Annotated in this window: 18 protein-coding genes; 10 read left to right on the top strand and 8 right to left on the bottom strand. The window is 32.3% G+C overall.

Annotation, left to right across the window (positions count from 1 at the left end):
• Positions 1-24 precede the first annotated feature (24 nt).
• Positions 25-240 (bottom strand): hypothetical protein, encoded by a 216-nt coding sequence (locus AC4PRO_RS01030; RefSeq protein ID WP_492115961.1) that lies wholly within the window; start codon positions 238-240, stop codon positions 25-27.
• A gap of 230 nt (positions 241-470) precedes the next feature.
• Complete coding sequence (locus tag AC4PRO_RS01025) at positions 471-944, bottom strand: Dps family protein (protein ID WP_492116024.1); 474 nt, start codon at positions 942-944, stop codon at positions 471-473.
• Positions 945-1,039: 95 nt separating this feature from the next.
• Here AC4PRO_RS01025 and AC4PRO_RS01020 point away from each other — a divergent pair, with 95 nt between their 5' ends.
• Positions 1,040-1,981, top strand: coding sequence for a LysR substrate-binding domain-containing protein (locus AC4PRO_RS01020; RefSeq protein WP_074723057.1), 942 nt, complete (start codon positions 1,040-1,042; stop codon positions 1,979-1,981).
• Positions 1,982-2,020: 39 nt separating this feature from the next.
• Here the strand turns inward: AC4PRO_RS01020 and AC4PRO_RS01015 are convergent, their stop codons facing one another.
• The 3 genes from AC4PRO_RS01015 to mnmC2 all read right to left on the bottom strand — a co-directional run bounded on the left by AC4PRO_RS01015 (position 2,021) and on the right by mnmC2 (position 3,472).
• Positions 2,021-2,215 carry a hypothetical protein gene (locus AC4PRO_RS01015; protein WP_492115960.1) on the bottom strand — a complete coding sequence of 65 codons (195 nt, stop codon included), beginning with the start codon at positions 2,213-2,215 and terminating at the stop codon, positions 2,021-2,023.
• Positions 2,216-2,454: 239 nt separating this feature from the next.
• Positions 2,455-2,652, bottom strand: a complete 198-nt coding sequence (locus AC4PRO_RS01010) for a hypothetical protein (protein WP_492115959.1) — start codon at positions 2,650-2,652, stop codon at positions 2,455-2,457.
• Positions 2,653-2,806: 154 nt separating this feature from the next.
• Positions 2,807-3,472: a tRNA (5-methylaminomethyl-2-thiouridine)(34)-methyltransferase MnmC2 gene (gene mnmC2, locus AC4PRO_RS01005; RefSeq protein ID WP_492115958.1), complete on the bottom strand. Its 666-nt coding sequence runs from the start codon at positions 3,470-3,472 to the stop codon at positions 2,807-2,809.
• A 305-nt stretch (positions 3,473-3,777) separates the two neighbouring features.
• Between mnmC2 and AC4PRO_RS01000 the strand changes: the two genes are divergently transcribed.
• Entirely contained in the window at positions 3,778-4,845 is a 1,068-nt protein-coding gene (locus tag AC4PRO_RS01000; RefSeq protein ID WP_492115957.1) for a branched-chain amino acid aminotransferase, read from the top strand.
• 150 nt (positions 4,846-4,995) lie between these two features.
• Here AC4PRO_RS01000 and AC4PRO_RS00995 read toward each other — a convergent pair whose 3' ends face one another.
• Entirely contained in the window at positions 4,996-5,382 is a 387-nt protein-coding gene (locus AC4PRO_RS00995) for a pyrophosphohydrolase domain-containing protein (RefSeq protein WP_074723061.1), read from the bottom strand.
• A gap of 81 nt (positions 5,383-5,463) precedes the next feature.
• Between AC4PRO_RS00995 and AC4PRO_RS00990 the strand changes: the two genes are divergently transcribed.
• Positions 5,464-5,652: a hypothetical protein gene (locus AC4PRO_RS00990; RefSeq protein ID WP_074723062.1), complete on the top strand. Its 189-nt coding sequence runs from the start codon at positions 5,464-5,466 to the stop codon at positions 5,650-5,652.
• Between the two features lie 62 nt (positions 5,653-5,714).
• On the opposite strand, the gene AC4PRO_RS00985 is transcribed toward AC4PRO_RS00990, so the two are convergent.
• Positions 5,715-7,751, bottom strand: coding sequence for a dipeptidyl-peptidase 3 family protein (locus tag AC4PRO_RS00985; RefSeq protein WP_492115956.1), 2,037 nt, complete (start codon positions 7,749-7,751; stop codon positions 5,715-5,717).
• A gap of 247 nt (positions 7,752-7,998) precedes the next feature.
• On the opposite strand from AC4PRO_RS00985, the gene AC4PRO_RS00980 reads away from it, so the two are divergent.
• The 4 genes from AC4PRO_RS00980 to AC4PRO_RS00965 all read left to right on the top strand — a co-directional run bounded on the left by AC4PRO_RS00980 (position 7,999) and on the right by AC4PRO_RS00965 (position 10,788).
• Positions 7,999-9,240, top strand: coding sequence for an SRPBCC family protein (locus AC4PRO_RS00980; RefSeq protein ID WP_492115955.1), 1,242 nt, complete (start codon positions 7,999-8,001; stop codon positions 9,238-9,240).
• A 64-nt stretch (positions 9,241-9,304) separates the two neighbouring features.
• Positions 9,305-9,847 carry an RNA polymerase sigma factor gene (locus tag AC4PRO_RS00975; protein WP_492115954.1) on the top strand — a complete coding sequence of 181 codons (543 nt, stop codon included), beginning with the start codon at positions 9,305-9,307 and terminating at the stop codon, positions 9,845-9,847.
• Positions 9,848-9,880: 33 nt separating this feature from the next.
• Positions 9,881-10,300, top strand: coding sequence for a hypothetical protein (locus tag AC4PRO_RS00970; protein ID WP_074723066.1), 420 nt, complete (start codon positions 9,881-9,883; stop codon positions 10,298-10,300).
• Between the two features lie 35 nt (positions 10,301-10,335).
• Positions 10,336-10,788, top strand: coding sequence for a sensor of ECF-type sigma factor (locus AC4PRO_RS00965; RefSeq protein ID WP_074723067.1), 453 nt, complete (start codon positions 10,336-10,338; stop codon positions 10,786-10,788).
• Positions 10,789-10,850: 62 nt separating this feature from the next.
• Here AC4PRO_RS00965 and AC4PRO_RS00960 read toward each other — a convergent pair whose 3' ends face one another.
• The gene (locus AC4PRO_RS00960) at positions 10,851-11,915 is read right to left on the bottom strand and encodes a WD40/YVTN/BNR-like repeat-containing protein (protein WP_492115953.1); all 1,065 of its coding nucleotides are present in this window, start codon (positions 11,913-11,915) and stop codon (positions 10,851-10,853) included.
• A gap of 116 nt (positions 11,916-12,031) precedes the next feature.
• Here AC4PRO_RS00960 and AC4PRO_RS00955 point away from each other — a divergent pair, with 116 nt between their 5' ends.
• The 3 genes from AC4PRO_RS00955 (at position 12,032) to AC4PRO_RS00945 (ending at position 16,825) form a co-directional block, all read left to right on the top strand.
• Positions 12,032-13,327 carry a hypothetical protein gene (locus AC4PRO_RS00955; RefSeq protein WP_492115952.1) on the top strand — a complete coding sequence of 432 codons (1,296 nt, stop codon included), beginning with the start codon at positions 12,032-12,034 and terminating at the stop codon, positions 13,325-13,327.
• Between the two features lie 126 nt (positions 13,328-13,453).
• On the top strand, positions 13,454-15,415 hold the full coding sequence (locus AC4PRO_RS00950) for a KUP/HAK/KT family potassium transporter (protein ID WP_492115951.1): 1,962 nt from the start codon (positions 13,454-13,456) through the stop codon (positions 15,413-15,415).
• A 138-nt stretch (positions 15,416-15,553) separates the two neighbouring features.
• Entirely contained in the window at positions 15,554-16,825 is a 1,272-nt protein-coding gene (locus tag AC4PRO_RS00945) for an RsmB/NOP family class I SAM-dependent RNA methyltransferase (protein WP_492115950.1), read from the top strand.
• The last annotated feature ends 68 nt before the right edge of the window (positions 16,826-16,893 follow it).

Raw genomic sequence — 16,893 nt, 5'->3', positions numbered from 1 at the left:
TTTTTTTAAATATAATCGAAAGTATTAAGTTAAGTTAGGCGGAGGGGAAAATATAGTGGCCGAAATCCTATCGTGTTTAGAGAGATTTTCAGAGTGGATGAGACTTGATTTGTTGTGCTTTCCTAATAAGAATCCAAGTTCTATATCAGTATAATAAGCAAAAACCTTAATCTCTTTTTGAGCATGTTCTTCTTCGGACACATTAAAAAAAACAGAGGTATCGCATGATTTCTCTATCATCGTCACTATGGCAGGCGTTGATAGAAAAGCTATAAATAAAAATAAAAATATGCGAGCTATAAATTTCATTAATATAACCTATAAATTTAATTAATGTAAAAGTATAATTTAACTTACCAATTAGCGACTATTGAAAAAAAATTTGTAAAAATTTAACATTAATAAAAAACCAGAATAGTACTTATGTACTATTCTGGCTTTTTATTATTCTAGCTGAAATAAGACTTCCTTTATTCTTCTAACCAAGCCTGCATCATCCATATTGTTTTCTCTTGCTCCGCAATGAAGTCACTCATCATGGCGTTCGACCCTTCATCATTAACCGCCGCTGATTTATTCAAAATCTGTCTTTCTATCACTAGCAGATGAGACAATGAGCTAACAATCAAACTTACTGCTTTTTCATCATTTGAAATATTTTTCCCAACTACTATTTTATTGTGCTTAATATAATCCTCAAATGTATGCAATGGAGTGCCTCCTAATGTTAAAACACGTTCGGCTATCATATCAATCTTAAGTTGTGAATCATTGTACAATTCTTCAAATTTCACATGCAAATCAAAAAAACGTTTTCCTCGGATATTCCAATGAATCCCTCTTAAGTTCTGATAATAAACTTGATAATTGGATAATAATGAATTTAGTTCACTTACTATCTCTTCCGTTTCTTTTACTGGTAGACCTAAAATATTTGTTTTCATGTTGTTATTTTCAACAAAGTAACCAATAAAAGCACAAAACACACTATAAATTAAATTGATTGTTTTTATATTTGTATCGTAAAATACTATCAAAAATGACAATCACTCAATTAAAATATGTTTTAGCTGTTGCTGAACATAAAAATTTCACTTTAGCTGCAGAAAAATGTTTTGTCACGCAACCTACATTAAGTATGCAAATTCAAAAAATTGAAGAGGAATTAAGCATCTTAATATTTGATCGCTCTAAAAAACCGATTCAGCTTACTGATATTGGCCAAAAAATTGTAAATCAAGCCAAGAACATTGTCAATGAAGCGGATCGAATCCAAGATATTGTAGAGCAACAAAAAGGATTTGTGGGAGGTGAATTCAGGTTAGGAATAATCCCTACAATTATGCCTACACTACTTCCCATGTTTTTAAATAATTTTATAAAGAAATATCCAAAAGTTAAACTGATAATAGAAGAGTTAAATACAGAGGAGATTATCACTAAACTAAATAATGGTCATCTCGATGCTGCTATTGCAGCCACTCCTCTGCTGGAGGACAAAATCAAGGAAATAGTTTTATATTTTGAACCTTTTGTCGCCTACATTCCTGAAAGCCATCAGCAATTTAAAAAAGAAGAAATCACTATTTCAGATTTAAATCTAGATGAAATCCTTTTGCTCCAAGATGGTCACTGTTTCAGAGATGGTATATTAAATTTATGTAAAAACAATCCAAAAAATGAATTTAGCCATTTTCAAATAGAAAGCGGAAGTTTTGAAACTTTAATAAAGCTAGCCGATGAAGGTTTAGGAACAACGCTCCTTCCCTATTTGCATACTTTAGATTTAAAAGAATCAGACAAAGTCAAACTACGCCATTTTGCAGAACCTAAGCCAGCTCGCGAAGTAAGCTTAATTTTCCCCAAAAGCGAATTGAAAATGCATATAATTGACGCACTGCGAACTACTATCGCCGGAGTAATAAAAGGGGCTATTGTTTTTCAAAATGTGCAAATTGTGAGCCCTCTAAAAAGTAAATAAAAAAAAGGAACATTTCAAAATGTTCCTTTTTTTTATTCTCTATTCAATAACAGAAAGACACTCTTTTAATTCTGGCTTTTCATTCGTGAAGAATAAAAGCCATTTCCTTAAATGGTCTATTTCGTATGGCAATAAATTTCTAATTGCTTTTTTAAGCTCTTTAATAAAAAGCTCGGGGTTAAAGCTCACTCGTTCAAGTACCTCTTTTGTGTAATCATAAATCATTCTAGACATAACAATAGGGTTTAAAAATTATCTCATTAAAAGGAATTGTAAATATATCGATTAATGGCATTGATTATAGATAAAAAAAACAGATAAAGTGCGCTAAAAATCGATTAAATACACTTTTTTTTATATCACTTACTAAGTTTCCTACTATATATTTTTTTACTTAAAATAGTGATTGTAGTATACTATTTACGTTATAAAACAAAAAAAAAGAACCTTGTACAGATTCTTTTTTTTAAAATTTATAGGTTTACTCTTAATACACATTGCTGTAATTCTGGTTTTTCGATTATAAAATTAAATAACCATTCTCGTAATTGTTCCATCTCGTAGGGTAACAATGTTTTAATAGCTTTTTCCAACTCTTTGCAAAAAAGTATCGGGTCGAAACTCACTCTTTCTAATATTGATTTTGTGTAATCAAACATGATTTTAGACATAATAAATTAAGAATTTATGGTTAAATTAAAGTTTTTAACTTAATGTAAAAATACATTTTTTATATTTATTGCTTGTAAATTTAACGTGTAATTTTGATTATTATTTCAACCTGCTGAAAAAATTATAAAAATAAAACTTCAATTCAATTCAAAATCATGCCAACTTTCTTGCACGAAACATTTCTCTTTTACCTGGAGGTCCTGCCAGTTTTTCTACTGTAAAACCCACTTCAATCATACTCCTTTTCACCACACCGCGTGCCGCATAAGTAACCAAGACCCCATTGTCTTTAAGCGCATCGAACATTTTTTTGAATATGGCAGTGCTCCACAAATCTGGCTGTACACGATAGCCAAAAGCATCAAAATAAATTAGATCGAATCGCTCCACATCATCAATTTCTTCAAATAACTGTTTCCTTTTGGTTAATGAAAAATCATTTCCAAAAATTTCCTTGTCTCCCCAATTGCATTGATGCATTTTTTCAAAAACATCTTTGTCATCCGTGGCATTTAATTCTTCAACATAATTCATAGCAGCCAGTTCGTCTGCAGCTATAGGATAGGCTTCTACTCCTACATAATCGATTGATTGATTCATTTTCTTCCCTTCCAAAAAGGTAATAAAGGCATTCAACCCAGTACCGAAACCAATTTCTAAAATTGAAATTTGTTTGTTTTGAAATAATGAAAGTCCGTTTTTTATAAAAACATGTTGGGCTTCCTGTATCGCACCGTGCTTAGAATGATAGCATTCATCCCATTCCTTAATTTGTATGGTCGTTGAACCATCAAGCGTCTGTATAATTTCTCTTTTCAAAATACTGTTTTTGGAGGCATTACTAATTTTATACTTCTTGTATTTCGTCAAATTTAATAAAATCCGTTATAGTACGCTCAAAAAACCCCATTTATTGTAAATTCGACAGAAAAGCCAAGCTTTTTATTTGATTTTAATAACTGTAAATAAATCACAATTAAAAGCTATAATTAATGACGTTTTCATAAGAATTTCGTTGATTTTTATTTAATTTTGCATGAATTAAAGTTTAATTCGCATAAAAAATATGTTCTAACTAACTGATTACATTATTTACAACACTAAAATAAAAAAAACATAATATTATGAGCACAACTCACACTAACAAAATTGATATCATCAAAGCAGCGACTTCAAAAATTAATGAAGTAGATTTTGAAAATTTAAGCTTTGGATCGGTATTTACTGATCATATGCTCGAATGTGACTTTAAAAATGGAGAATGGCAAAAACCGGTCATTAAACCTTATGCGCCATTTTTGTTAGATCCTTCAGCTAGAGTTTTTCATTATGGTCAAGCCATTTTTGAAGGGATGAAAGCTTATAAAGATGAAAGTGATGACGTTTGGCTTTTTAGACCTGATGAAAACTACAAACGATTCAATAATTCAGCGGTACGAATGGCAATGCCAGAAGTTCCTGAGGATGTCTTCATGGATGGTCTAAATGAATTACTAAAACTAGATAAAGCTTGGATAAAAAAAGGAAAAGGAAATACATTATACATCAGACCCTTTATGATAGCTACTGGTAAAGGAGTTATTGCAAACCCTTCTGATGATTACAAATTTATGATTATCCTATCTCCAGCAAAATCTTATTATTCAGGAGAAGTAAAAGTATTGATTGCAGAGCATTTCAGTAGAGCAGCAAATGGTGGAATTGGAGCTGCGAAAGCTGCAGGTAATTATGCTGCACAATTTTACCCAACTAGCCTAGCAAATGCCGCAGGTTTCCAACAGGTAATTTGGACTGATGATGCAACACACACAAAACTAGAAGAAGCAGGTACAATGAATGTGTTTTTCAGAATAAATGACACTTTATTTACTGCCCCTACAAGTGAAAGAATCCTAGATGGTATTACTAGAAAAAGTCTGATTGATATGGCTAAAAAAGAAGGTATTGCTGTTGAAGTTCGCCCTGTTTTAGTTTCAGAACTTGTTGAAGCATCGAAAAATGGTGCGCTAAAAGAAATATTTGGTGCTGGTACTGCTGCCGTAGTTAATCCTATTATAGGATTCTCTTATCAAGATGTATATTATGAATTACCAAAAATTGAAAATTCATATGCAACACAATTGAAAGATAGATTAACGAACATACAACACAAACTAGCTGAAGATACATTTGGTTGGACTGTAAAAGTATAGATTTCAGTCCCGATACTTTAGCGGGTACTGTCTTAAATAAAAAAGCGATTTCCAAATTTGGGAATCGCTTTTTTATTTTTTTTAGTGTATTGAAAAACACTTTGTGTAAACTGTAGAATTAGCCGCTATAAAATGGTAATCTGAACGTCGTTACTCACACAATATTTTGGAAAAATCGGGTTTAAAATAATTAGGCCCTTTCATTACTTTTCCGTCCTCACGATAGATGGGATTGCCTGACTCATCTAATTTACTCATATTACTGCGTTGAATTTCATCGAAAACAGCTTCTATTTTATGCTGTAATCCATGTTCAATTATGGTCCCACAAAGGATATACATCATATCGCCCAAAGCATCGGCTATCTCAACTAAATCGTTATTTTGAACCGCCTCTAGGTATTCTTCATTTTCTTCCTTCATTAAATGATACCGTAGCGTGTTCTTACTCTCTCCTAAATTGGCAATTGGAGTTTCACTATGCCCTATTTTAAATGCGGTATGAAATTCTTTGACTGAGTCGATTTGCTTTTGCATAATAATAAATGATTAAATGAGATTGCAAATTAGCAACTAATCTTAAACAATTGACTAAATTTGCCAAAAATAATTTATACTATGTTTAGTAAAGAACAATTGATATTCGCAGTCTGCTTTTTTGTTGCTTTTGTTATTGCAATGATTTTTGCTTACCGGAAAGATATAAAAATTCATAAAGAATTTTACAAAGGAAATTACAAGATATTAATAGGTTTCCTCGTTTTTATTGGGATTCTATTTGTAATAAAAGTTTATTTTAAACGCTAAACTCACTTATTAAAACAAAAAATGCCCGCTTCTCAGTGGGCATTTTTTATATTCAATTAATTCTAATTTTCATGCGGTAAAAAGCCAAAATCTTTAGAATAGTTCAACATTTGTTCTGCAAAAGTTTTTGGTTGTTTTACTTCAATAGAAATAATATTTCCTTTTGAATCTAAATTAGGAACCAATACTGGATTTACAAAACCACTATAAGGAGCTGAAGGAAACTTTTTGTTACGTTCCAATACTTCCGCATGTATCTTTTGGTCTACTTTTACACCGTAATTTTCAACTAAATCCTTACCCGCAGTATAATCTCCTTCTGATTTTATACGTTGCACCTCGCGTAATAATTGTCCGAACAAATCATGCAACTTCTCATAATCTGTAATATTGAAATACGTTTTTCCATCACGGGTAATTTTTTCAATTACATTGTCATTCTTTCCTTTTTCGAATGCCCAAGCACTAACCCATTGGCGATTTCTCATGTGGGACTCTTCAATATCTGCACCTAAGTCTAAACGCACTAATTGAGTCATTAAACCATTTCTTATGTAACTGTCATAAGACTCCATTCCGGTTTTTTTCCAATCGTCAACCAAACCTAATTCTTGAATTTTAGCATCGTACAAATAAAACAACCCCACTAAGTCAGCTCTTCCCTCTTCTAGAGTTGAAGCATAACTTTTTAAAGTTTCACGAGGAGTTCCTACACCAGGATTAATTTGTCCTGAAGCATGCCCTACCACTTCGTGTAATGCGGTATGCAATTTATCCCCAATTTCTCCATATTTTCTGGCCAAAGCGATTTCCTCTTCATCATTTGCAAATTCTTCTAATTTTCCTTTTCCGGCAGCTTTAGAATAAGCATCAATAATATTTCCTAAAGAAACTGATTTAGAACCATGCTCTGCACGAATCCAGTCCGCATTTGGAAGGTTTACTCCAATCGGTGTACTTGGTGAAGCGTCTCCAGATTCTCCTGCTACGATCACTGTTTTATAAGAAACCCCAACCACATTTTTCTTTTTATGTTGTTCCATTAAGGGAGAATTGTCTTCAAACCACTGTGCATTTTTAGCAACTTTTTCCATTTTTTTGGACATATCAAAATCCTTAATTTGTACAATCCCTTCATAAGAACCTCTGTATCCTAAAGGATCATTATACACCTCAATGAATCCATTGATATAATCAATATTCCCTTCGGTAGCTGATAACCAGGCAATATTATAATCGTCCCAAATTTTTAAACTACCCGTTTTGTAGTACTTGATTAATAGACCTAAAGCATCTCCTTGTTTTTTGTTTTCAGCTACACTTTTTGCTTTTTCCAACCAAAAGATAATCTTTTTGATTGCATCACTGTACATTCCGTCAGATTTCCATATTTTTTCTTCCAATTGTCCTTTAGAATTGCGAACTAATTTAGAATTTAATCCATAAGAATAAGGTTTAGTTGGATCTGGACTCACTTTTTTAGCATAAAAATTTTCTGCTTCTTTTAGTGAGATTCCTTTATCATAAAAATTAATAGCCGAACCTTCTAATAACCCTTTTGATTCATCTAGATTAACTCTTTTAGCATCTGCATCATTAAAAATAACGGCAACTATAGCAGGTGCTAATTCAGTATTAGTGGCTTTCAAGACAATATCAAGATAATCCTTTGAAAAATCAGGTTTGATTTTATCGCTTGAATAATGGTGGTGAATTCCATTTGAAAACCAAACTCTCTTTAGATAGGTTTCAAAATTTTTCCAATCTGCGGTCGTTTTATCACCCTTGTAATTTTGATAGATATGCTCTAATGCGGTTCTGATCTTTAGGTTGTATTTATAATGTTGATCCCACATAATATCACGCCCTGAAGTTCCAGCTTGTGTAAGGTAATAAACCAATTTCTGTTCTTTTAGTGTAAGATCTTCCCAACCCGGAATTTGATAACGCAACACTTTAATATCTGCAAATTGCTCCACAAGATAATCGAAAGGCTCATTTTGTGACTCTTTTACTGTTGTTGTTTCCACTTTTTGTGCATTACAAACAACCGAAACTGCTAGAGTCAGAAAAATACCTGCGGTTTTAAATAATTTCATTATTAATGATTTTTAGAAGTTTAAAAAATTATAACTTGTCAAATATACATATTCTTTGAGGAAAATATAAAAATCAGTGCTTATTATGCTTCGAGAACAAAACGAAACAAACAAGTAGTACAATTAAGTGAAAATTTCAAAAAACTACTCTTTTAATATATAAAGTTCCTTCTCGATAATATTTTTATGATTCGTCTTACATATTAATAAAAATTCTAACTTTACAGCTGAAAACAATTAATCTATCATGCGGATTTTAAAATATATTTTTCTATTACTTTTACTTAGTTTGGTTGCTTTGTCCATCTTTGTTGCAACACAAAAAGGCGATTTCACAATCGAAAGAAGCAAAATCATCAATTCACCAAAATCAGCCGTTTTTAACTACGTGAATGATTATAGAAATTGGGCTAACTTTGGTTCTTGGACTATTGAAGATCCAGAAATGAAAGTGCTATATCCAGAACTAACTATTGGTAAAGGCGCTTCCTATTCTTGGGAAGGAAAAGACGGAGCTGGTGAAATGCAAACTCTTTTTGTAAAAGAAAACGATAGTATCTCTCAAAAAATGATTTTTAATGGAACAACTTCCTCTGTTTTTTGGAGTTTTAAAGATACCGTTGGCGGTACGAAGGTTACATGGAAAACTACTGGAGAGATGAATTTTCTTTCTAAAGTCTACACTGCTTTAAATGGTGGAGTCGATAAGGTAATTGGAACGATTTATGAAAAAAGTTTAGCTAATTTAGATAAATCTCTCGATTATGAAATAAATACCTTTTCAGTAAAAGTGAAAGGACTCGTGAAAAAACCGCAAACCTTTTATTTAGCCCAAACTTTTACAAGCGAACTATCAAAAATTAATAAAAACACCAAAGTAGTAATTCCTACTTTAGTTGCTTTTTGCGAGGAGAATAATATTGCAACAGATGGTAAAGCATTTGTAATTTATCATACTTATAATACATTAAAAGGAATGGCAAAAATTTCGATTTGTCTACCTATAAAAAACGAAATATTCATTAGTTACGGAAGTGATATCGTTTCTGGAAAACTGGAAGCATCTGAAGGGGCTGAAACAACTCTAACTGGCGACTATTCACATATCAATAATGGATATGAAAAGTCGCTGGAGTTTATTAATAAAAACCAATTAACTAAAGATCCTAAAATTTCACATATCGAAACGTATTCGATTGGAAAAACTGATATAAAAGATCCTTCTAAATGGGTAACTGAAGTTTACATTCCGCTATTACCGAAAATTATACCCGTAAAGACGTATATCCAAACTCCAGTCCAAACGAATATTCTCACTCCAGAACCAACACCAGACAGATCCAGTGCGCCAGCAAAAATTAGTACACCTACTGTGAAACCTGTTACGAAACCTGCGGTAAGTCCTACTGTGAAACCTTTAGTAAAACCAGCGGAAACAAAAAAAACACCTGTAAATAAAACTAATGAAGAAGAACCATCAGAATTTTAATTTTTTTTTAGTTTGTGATTAAACCTATTTCATAAAATCCTATCTAATTCAATAAAATAAAACTTTGCAGGAAGAAGAGGAATTTATACAACAGTTATTAAACCCCAAAACGCAAAACGAAGCGTTCCAAAAACTCTTGTCAACCTATCAAAGACCTTTGTACAATCATATTCGAAATCTTGTTTTGAATCATGATGATACTGACGATGTCTTGCAAAATACATTTATTAAAATCTTTCAAAATTTAAAAAATTTTAAAAGAGAGAGCAAGCTCTTTTCTTGGATGTACCGCATCGCTACAAACGAAGCACTTACGTTTTTAAACCAAAAGGCAAAAAAGGGAGGAATCACATCTGAAACATTACAAAATAAAACAATTGACAATCTTAAATCTGACAGCTATTTTGATGGAAATGAAATCCAAATAAAGCTTCAAAAAGCGATTGTCGCCCTTCCAGAAAAACAGCAGTTGGTTTTTAAAATGAAATATTTTGAAGAATTAAAGTACGAAGAAATATCAGAAATATTAGGTACTTCAGTGGGTGCATTGAAAGCTTCCTATCATCATGCCGTAAAAAAAATAGAAGCATTTGTAACCTCAAATTAAACCTTTTGTCTAAAATTAAGTCCAATACACGTTATGAAAGCATTTAAATTAGAAAACGAGCCGAAAATTGAGTCTGGATTTAAAATTCCAGAGCATTACTTTGAAAATTTTTCAGAAAAGCTAATGCATAAATTACCTGAAAATGAACCAAAGGTAATTTCTCTTTTTCAAAAAAATAAAAAGATATTCATGATGGTTGCCGCTGTTTTAATTATAGCACTACTTGTTCCTGTATTGTACACTAGTACTGTTAATGTAAATAGTAAAGAAATAGACACAGCCACCTTGGAAAGTTATTTAAGTTACCAATCCAATATAAATCAATACGATCTAATTAATGGTTTGGAGACTGATGAAATTAATAATATCAACACTACCATTGCTTTAGAAGATGCTACTATTGAAGATATATTAGTGAGCAATGCTAATTTAGAGCATCTTATAATGGAATAATTCTTGTAAAAAAGTATAATAAAAAATCATAAACAATGAACATCAAAAAAATTATCCCAATACTTCTTTTATTGACTTCCTTTAGTTTTTACGCACAACACTCTGGAATGAAGGACAAAAAAGAGCAAATTAAAGCACTAAAAGTGGCTTTTTTGACTACCGAATTAGACTTAACAACTCGTGAAGCCCAAAAGTTTTGGCCTATCTACAATACGTTTGATGATAAACAATTTGATATTAGGTATCAAAAAATGAGAGATTTTAAAAGCCGAATGAATGATAGTGCTTTAGATGACATGAGTGAAAAAGAAGCAAGTACATTGCTTAACCAAATTGAAAGCGCAGATGAGGAATTATTCTTATTACGAAAAAAATTCACCAAGGATCTAAAAGCAGTACTACCTGCAGTAAAAATTATAAAACTTAGAAAATCTGAAGAAGGTTTCACTAGAAAATTATTGCATCAATACAGAAGTTCAAAAAAATAATACAATATCGCGTTAAAACATCTAAAAACCCTACTCCATGAATCATAGCATAGAATAGGGTTTTATTTTAGAAAATGAATCTGAATCATTTTATTTTTACCAGCAGCAATTGCAGTATGGTTGTCTAAAAATCGAATGGTAAACAAATTCGGATCAGAAGCCAGTTGTTTCCATGTATTCCCGCTGTCATACGAGTAATAAAGACCAGATGCACCTACGCTTACTAATGATTTTCCATGACTATCCGGAATGTATTGTATACAAGAAGCATATCCAAATCCTTGATTTTCAGCTATGAGTTCCCAGGTTTTTCCTCCATCCTCAGTCATGGCTTTGTTTCCGAAATTTTGATTCAGTACCTCATAATCCCCTCCTGCGATAAATCCTCTTTTAGCATCATAGAAGTCGGCCGTAAAAATCCCCGCCATAGCTTTTCCTTGTACGATTGGGGTATTATATACTTCCCAGCTATTCCCTTTATCAGAAGAATAGAATACTCTGGCTTTTTTACCTCCGGAAACGATCCACGTATCGTTTCCTTTTATCACTATGTTAGTATTGCTTGCGGCAAAAGCAGCCTCTCCATCAACAATTTTAGGCAGTTTAGCTGATGAAATTTTATTCCATGAATTTCCACCATCTCTCGTTATTATAATCGAAAGACAATCTTCTATAGGATCGCCCATTGCTATTCCTTCGTTTTTATTCCAAAATTTCATGCTATCGTAAAAAACCTTTTCATTGTTTTCTTGATACACTAAAGTAGTTTTTAAATCCTCCTTGGCAACTTTATAAAGCAAACCCGGATTAGCAACACTCAACAAAAAGATATTTTTTGTGGTTTGAGCAATACTTCTAAATTCTAATTTTAGCGAATCCAAATTGATTTTACTTTCAAATTTTTCGTTTTTATCTAAATCAAAAAAACCAAATTTTGAATTATTCGCTGCATACCAAATTATATTTCCATCAGCTGTAATGGCTCTAATACTGATATTGTCTTGAAACAGCGTGTCTATCTTTACCGTTTTAAAAACAATTGTATCGACACTTGATTTCGTGTAAACTACTGTTTTACATGAATTTAAAAAAATAACAGATACTGCTATTAAAAAAATATTTCTCATTTTAATCTTTTTATTTAAAGCTAATTTACAATTTAATATAGTAATACCAAATGGACTAAAAATTAATTGGCACAGTAATTGGATATCCAATTTTGTTAGAAATAAATACACATACTATGAAAACTAAACTATTATTATTAAGCCTGATGACCTCAGTTTTTATAGTGCAAGCGCAAGATAGAAACAGAGTTAGTGCGATGAACAATGAAATTAGCGATAATTTAGATTTGAGAGTCGTTGCTGATATTTTTGGAGATTCAAGAAATCTACAAGAATTTGAAAGACAATTAAATGACCCTGAGCTCCAAATATCAAATTTAGATTTAAATAACGATAATGAAGTAGATTACTTACGAGTTATAGAAACTGTTGACAACCGAACTCATGTTGTTATAATACAATCTGTACTTGACCGAGATGTTTACCAAGATGTGGCAACAATCGAAATCGAAAAAGACAGATACAATAAGGTGCATCTACAAGTTGTAGGTAATGAATATATGTATGGTCCAAACTATATCTACGAGCCCGTATATTATAGAACTCCCATTATTTATGCTTCATTTTGGTCTTATAGTTACAGACCTTATGTTTCAAATTGGTATTGGAATTATTATCCGTCATACTATTATGCCTGGAATCCATTCCCAGTATATAGGTATCGAAATAATATCCAAGTTAGCTTAAACATTAATAACAACTATAATTATGTGAATTACAGAAGAAGTAATCAAGCTGTAGTAATTTACAATTCAAGACGCTCTAATGGCTATGAAAGACAATATCCTAATAATAATTTTTCAAGAAGAAACGCAAATGTTTCAAATCGTTATGAATTAGAGCAAAGAAGAGGTAATCGCACTACGGGATCAAGAAACGAAGCGGGTTATTCTCAAAATAGAAACCAATCATCGAGAGCGCTTGAATCTCGAAGAAACACTAATCAAAATAGAACTAGTTCTACGAGAGAAAGTGCCCCACAAAGAGCGGGAAATCAAAGAGACTATTCTCAAAACAAAAGTACGCCTTCAAGAGAAAATGCTTCACAAAGAACTGAAACACAAAGAGACTATTCTCAAAACAGATCAAATCCTTCAAGAGAAAATGCCCAACAAAGAACTGAAACGCAAAGAAACGATTCTAAGAACAGAAATAATTCTTCTAGAGAATCTGCTCCACAAAGAAATGATTCGGAAAGAAGCAACGCTCAAAACAGAGTTAATCAACCTAGAGAAAGTGCACCACAAAGAGCGCAAACGCAAAGAGACGATTCTCAAAACAGAGCAAACACTCCTCGAGAAAGTGCTCCTCAAAGAACTCAAAATCAAAGAGGAGATTCTCAAAAGAGTGCTGCACAGCGAACTGAATCAGGTAGAGATAATTCTTCCAGAGGAAACAATAGAAGATCCTAAAAACAGTTAAGTATAGTGATTTTAAACACGACCCAATGGTCGTGTTTTTTTTATCTCTTTTTTTATATTAAACAGGCCTAATTTATTTAAAAAGAGTAAATTTGACGAGTTTTTTAAAAATAATACATGAGCACATCGCATAAAAACTTACATTCAAAATTATCGTTAGGCGGATTATTGATTACATTGGGAATAATATATGGCGACATTGGAACATCCCCTTTATATGTAATGAAAGCTATACTTGGTGAAAGTATTATTAGTGCAGATATTGTTTTAGGAGGAATTTCAGCAGTTTTCTGGACCCTTACCTTACAAACTACCATAAAGTACGTAATTATTACTTTAAGTGCAGATAATCATGGAGAAGGCGGCATCTTTGCTTTATATGCTTTAGTCAAAAAAACAAAGATAAAGTGGTTAATCGTTCCCGCCATAATTGGTGGTAGTGCACTACTTGCAGATGGTATCATAACTCCACCTATTTCTGTTTCCTCTGCAGTAGAAGGAATTAGAACTTATTACCCCCAGATAAACACAATTCCTATCGTTATAGGAATCCTATTCGTTCTGTTTACTATTCAACAATTTGGCACTAAATTAGTAGGGAAGTTTTTTGCTCCCATGATGCTTATCTGGTTTAGTATGCTTGGAATTCTTGGTTTGATACAAATTACAAAACATCCTGAAGTTTTCAAAGCATTTAACCCTTACTACGCCTATCATTTATTATCGATACATCCAGATGGTTTCTTTGTCCTGGGGTTTGTATTTCTGTGTACAACAGGTGCTGAAGCATTATATTCTGATATGGGACACTGCGGAAGAAAAAATATTCGAATCAGTTGGATTTTTGTAAAAATCACATTGGTATTAAATTATTTTGGACAAGCCGCCTATTTGATACATCACGAAGGGGAAACCTTGACCAGCTTAGGAGGGCCAAATGGTAATCCATTCTATCTAATAATGGCTGACTGGTTTCAACCGATAGGAATTGTAATTGCTACACTAGCTGCAGTTATCGCCTCTCAAGCACTTATTAGTGGCTCATTTACATTGATAAATGAAGCCATGCGATTAAATTTTTGGCCAAAAGTCAAAATAAAATACCCTACGGAACTTAAAGGACAATTGTACATACCATCAATAAACTGGTTGTTGTTTTTTGGGTGTGTTGGTATAGTTTTGCATTTTGAAGAATCAGGAAACATGGAACATGCTTACGGTCTGGCCATAATCTTGTGCATGATAATGACCACTATTTTACTGAATTTCTACTTAATCATGAAAAGGGTGAAATTATACATTATAATACCCATAATCACAACTTACCTATTAATCGAATTCAGTTTTCTAGTGGCGAATATTACAAAATTTGCAGAAGGCGGTTATGTAACCTTAATTATTGCCCTCGCTTTAATCTCAATTATGACCATCTGGTATTTAGCGAAGAAAATTAACAAGAGTTACACCAAAATTGTAAAAATTGAAGATTATAAAAAAGTATTGACAGAGTTAGGCGCTGACCTTTCAATTCCTAAATACGCAACCCACTTGGTTTACATGACTAATGCAGGGAGAGCCGATGAGATTGAAGAAAAAGTGATGTATTCTATTTTGCAAAAACGACCAAAAAGAGCTGATATTTATTGGTTTGTTCATGTAAACATATTAGCAGAACCTTATAAAACCGAATATAAAGTAACTGAAATCATTAAGGATGATTTATATCGCGTCGACTTTAATTTAGGATTTAGAGAACCTACTAAAATAAACTTGATGTTCAGGGAAGTAATCAGGGATATGGTAAAAAAAGGAGAGGTAGATATTACCAGCCGATATGAATCTTTAAGCAAAAACAATATAATAGGTGACTTTAAATTTGTATTGTCTGAAAAATTCCTTTCAAACGACAGTGATTTAAGATGGCATGAAAAAATAATAATGAACTCTTATTTCTTTATTAAGAAATTAAGTTTGTCAGAAGAAAGAGCCTTTGGACTTGACAGTAGTTCTGTAAAAATAGAACAATTCCCTATGGTTCTCCACGCTCCTGAAAATATTGGTTTAACAAGAATTAAGTAACTATTACCTTTTAAATTTTTCAAAAACACTGCTCTAATAGCAGTGTTTTTTGTTTAAAAAAAATATAAAACCAACATTCATTATTTAAAATTTAACTTTCGACCAATTAATAGTACCTTTGCACCTCAATTATTTAAAATGAGATTACACAGAAATTTAGTTTATACCACCATTGATTCCCTAAATGCAATATTTAACGAAGGGGAGTATGCAGATAAAGTGGTTGCAAGAGCCTTAAAAAAAGACAAACGTTGGGGAAGCTCTGATAGAAAATTTGTTGCCGAAACCATCTATGAAGTAGTACGATGGAAAAGATTATATGCTGAAATTGCAGAAGTAAAGGCACCTTTTGACAGAGATAATATTTGGAGAATGTTTTCAGTATGGGCTGTATTAAGAGGATATCCAATTCCTGATTGGCGTCAACTAGAAGGAACACCAGAAAGAAAAATAAAAGGTCGCTTTGATGAATTATCAAAAGTGAGAGCCATTAAAGAATCTATTCCAGATTGGATGGACGAATTAGGAGTAAAAGAATTAGGTGAAAAAGTTTGGTCTAAAGAAATTACAGCTCAAAACCAACCTGCTAAAGTTATTCTGAGAGTTAATACGCTAAAAACTACTAAATCGGAATTAAGAGCCATCTTAATGGACTTAGATATTGATACTGATTTGCTAAAAGACCAGCCTGATGCGTTAGTCCTTAAAGAAAGAGCAAATGTTTTTATGACAGACGCTTTCAAGAAAGGATTCTTTGAAGTTCAAGATGCTAACTCGCAACTTGTGGCGGCTTTCCTTGATGTAAAACCGGGAATGCGCATCGTAGACACATGTGCTGGTGCAGGTGGAAAAACATTACATATTGCTGCTCTAATGGAAAACAAAGGGCAACTGATAGCAATGGATTTATACGAAAGTAAATTAAAGCAATTAAAAATAAGAGCAAAACGTGATGGCGCTTTTAATATTGAATATCGTATCATTGACAGCACGAAAGTAATCAAGAAGTTACATCAAAGAGCAGATCGTGTATTGATTGACGCTCCTTGCAGTGGACTTGGAGTTCTTAAGAGAAACCCTGATGCTAAATGGAAATTGCAACCTGAATTTATTGACAATATCCGTAAGATACAGTCAGAAGTTTTAGAGAGTTATTCTAAAATTGTAAAACCAGGAGGAAAACTGGTATATGCAACCTGTTCTATATTACCTTCTGAAAATCAAGAGCAAATAGCTAAGTTTTTAACTACTGATATCGGTAAAGAATTCAACTTTATTAAAGATCAAAAAATTCTGGCTTCAGAATCTGGTTTTGATGGTTTTTACATGGCTCTTTTAGAAAGAAAAGAAGAAGTTTTGAAACCTAAAGAAGTAAAAGCGGCAAAAGAAATAGCAGAAGCAAAACAATAATAGCTATCACTTATATACACAAAACGTCTTCAAATTGAAGGCGTTTTTTATTTGAAAATAATCTAAAA

The organism is Flavobacterium sp. DW-iso2 (assembly GCF_058725285.1).
This window is presented reverse-complemented; position numbering and strand designations above follow the sequence as displayed.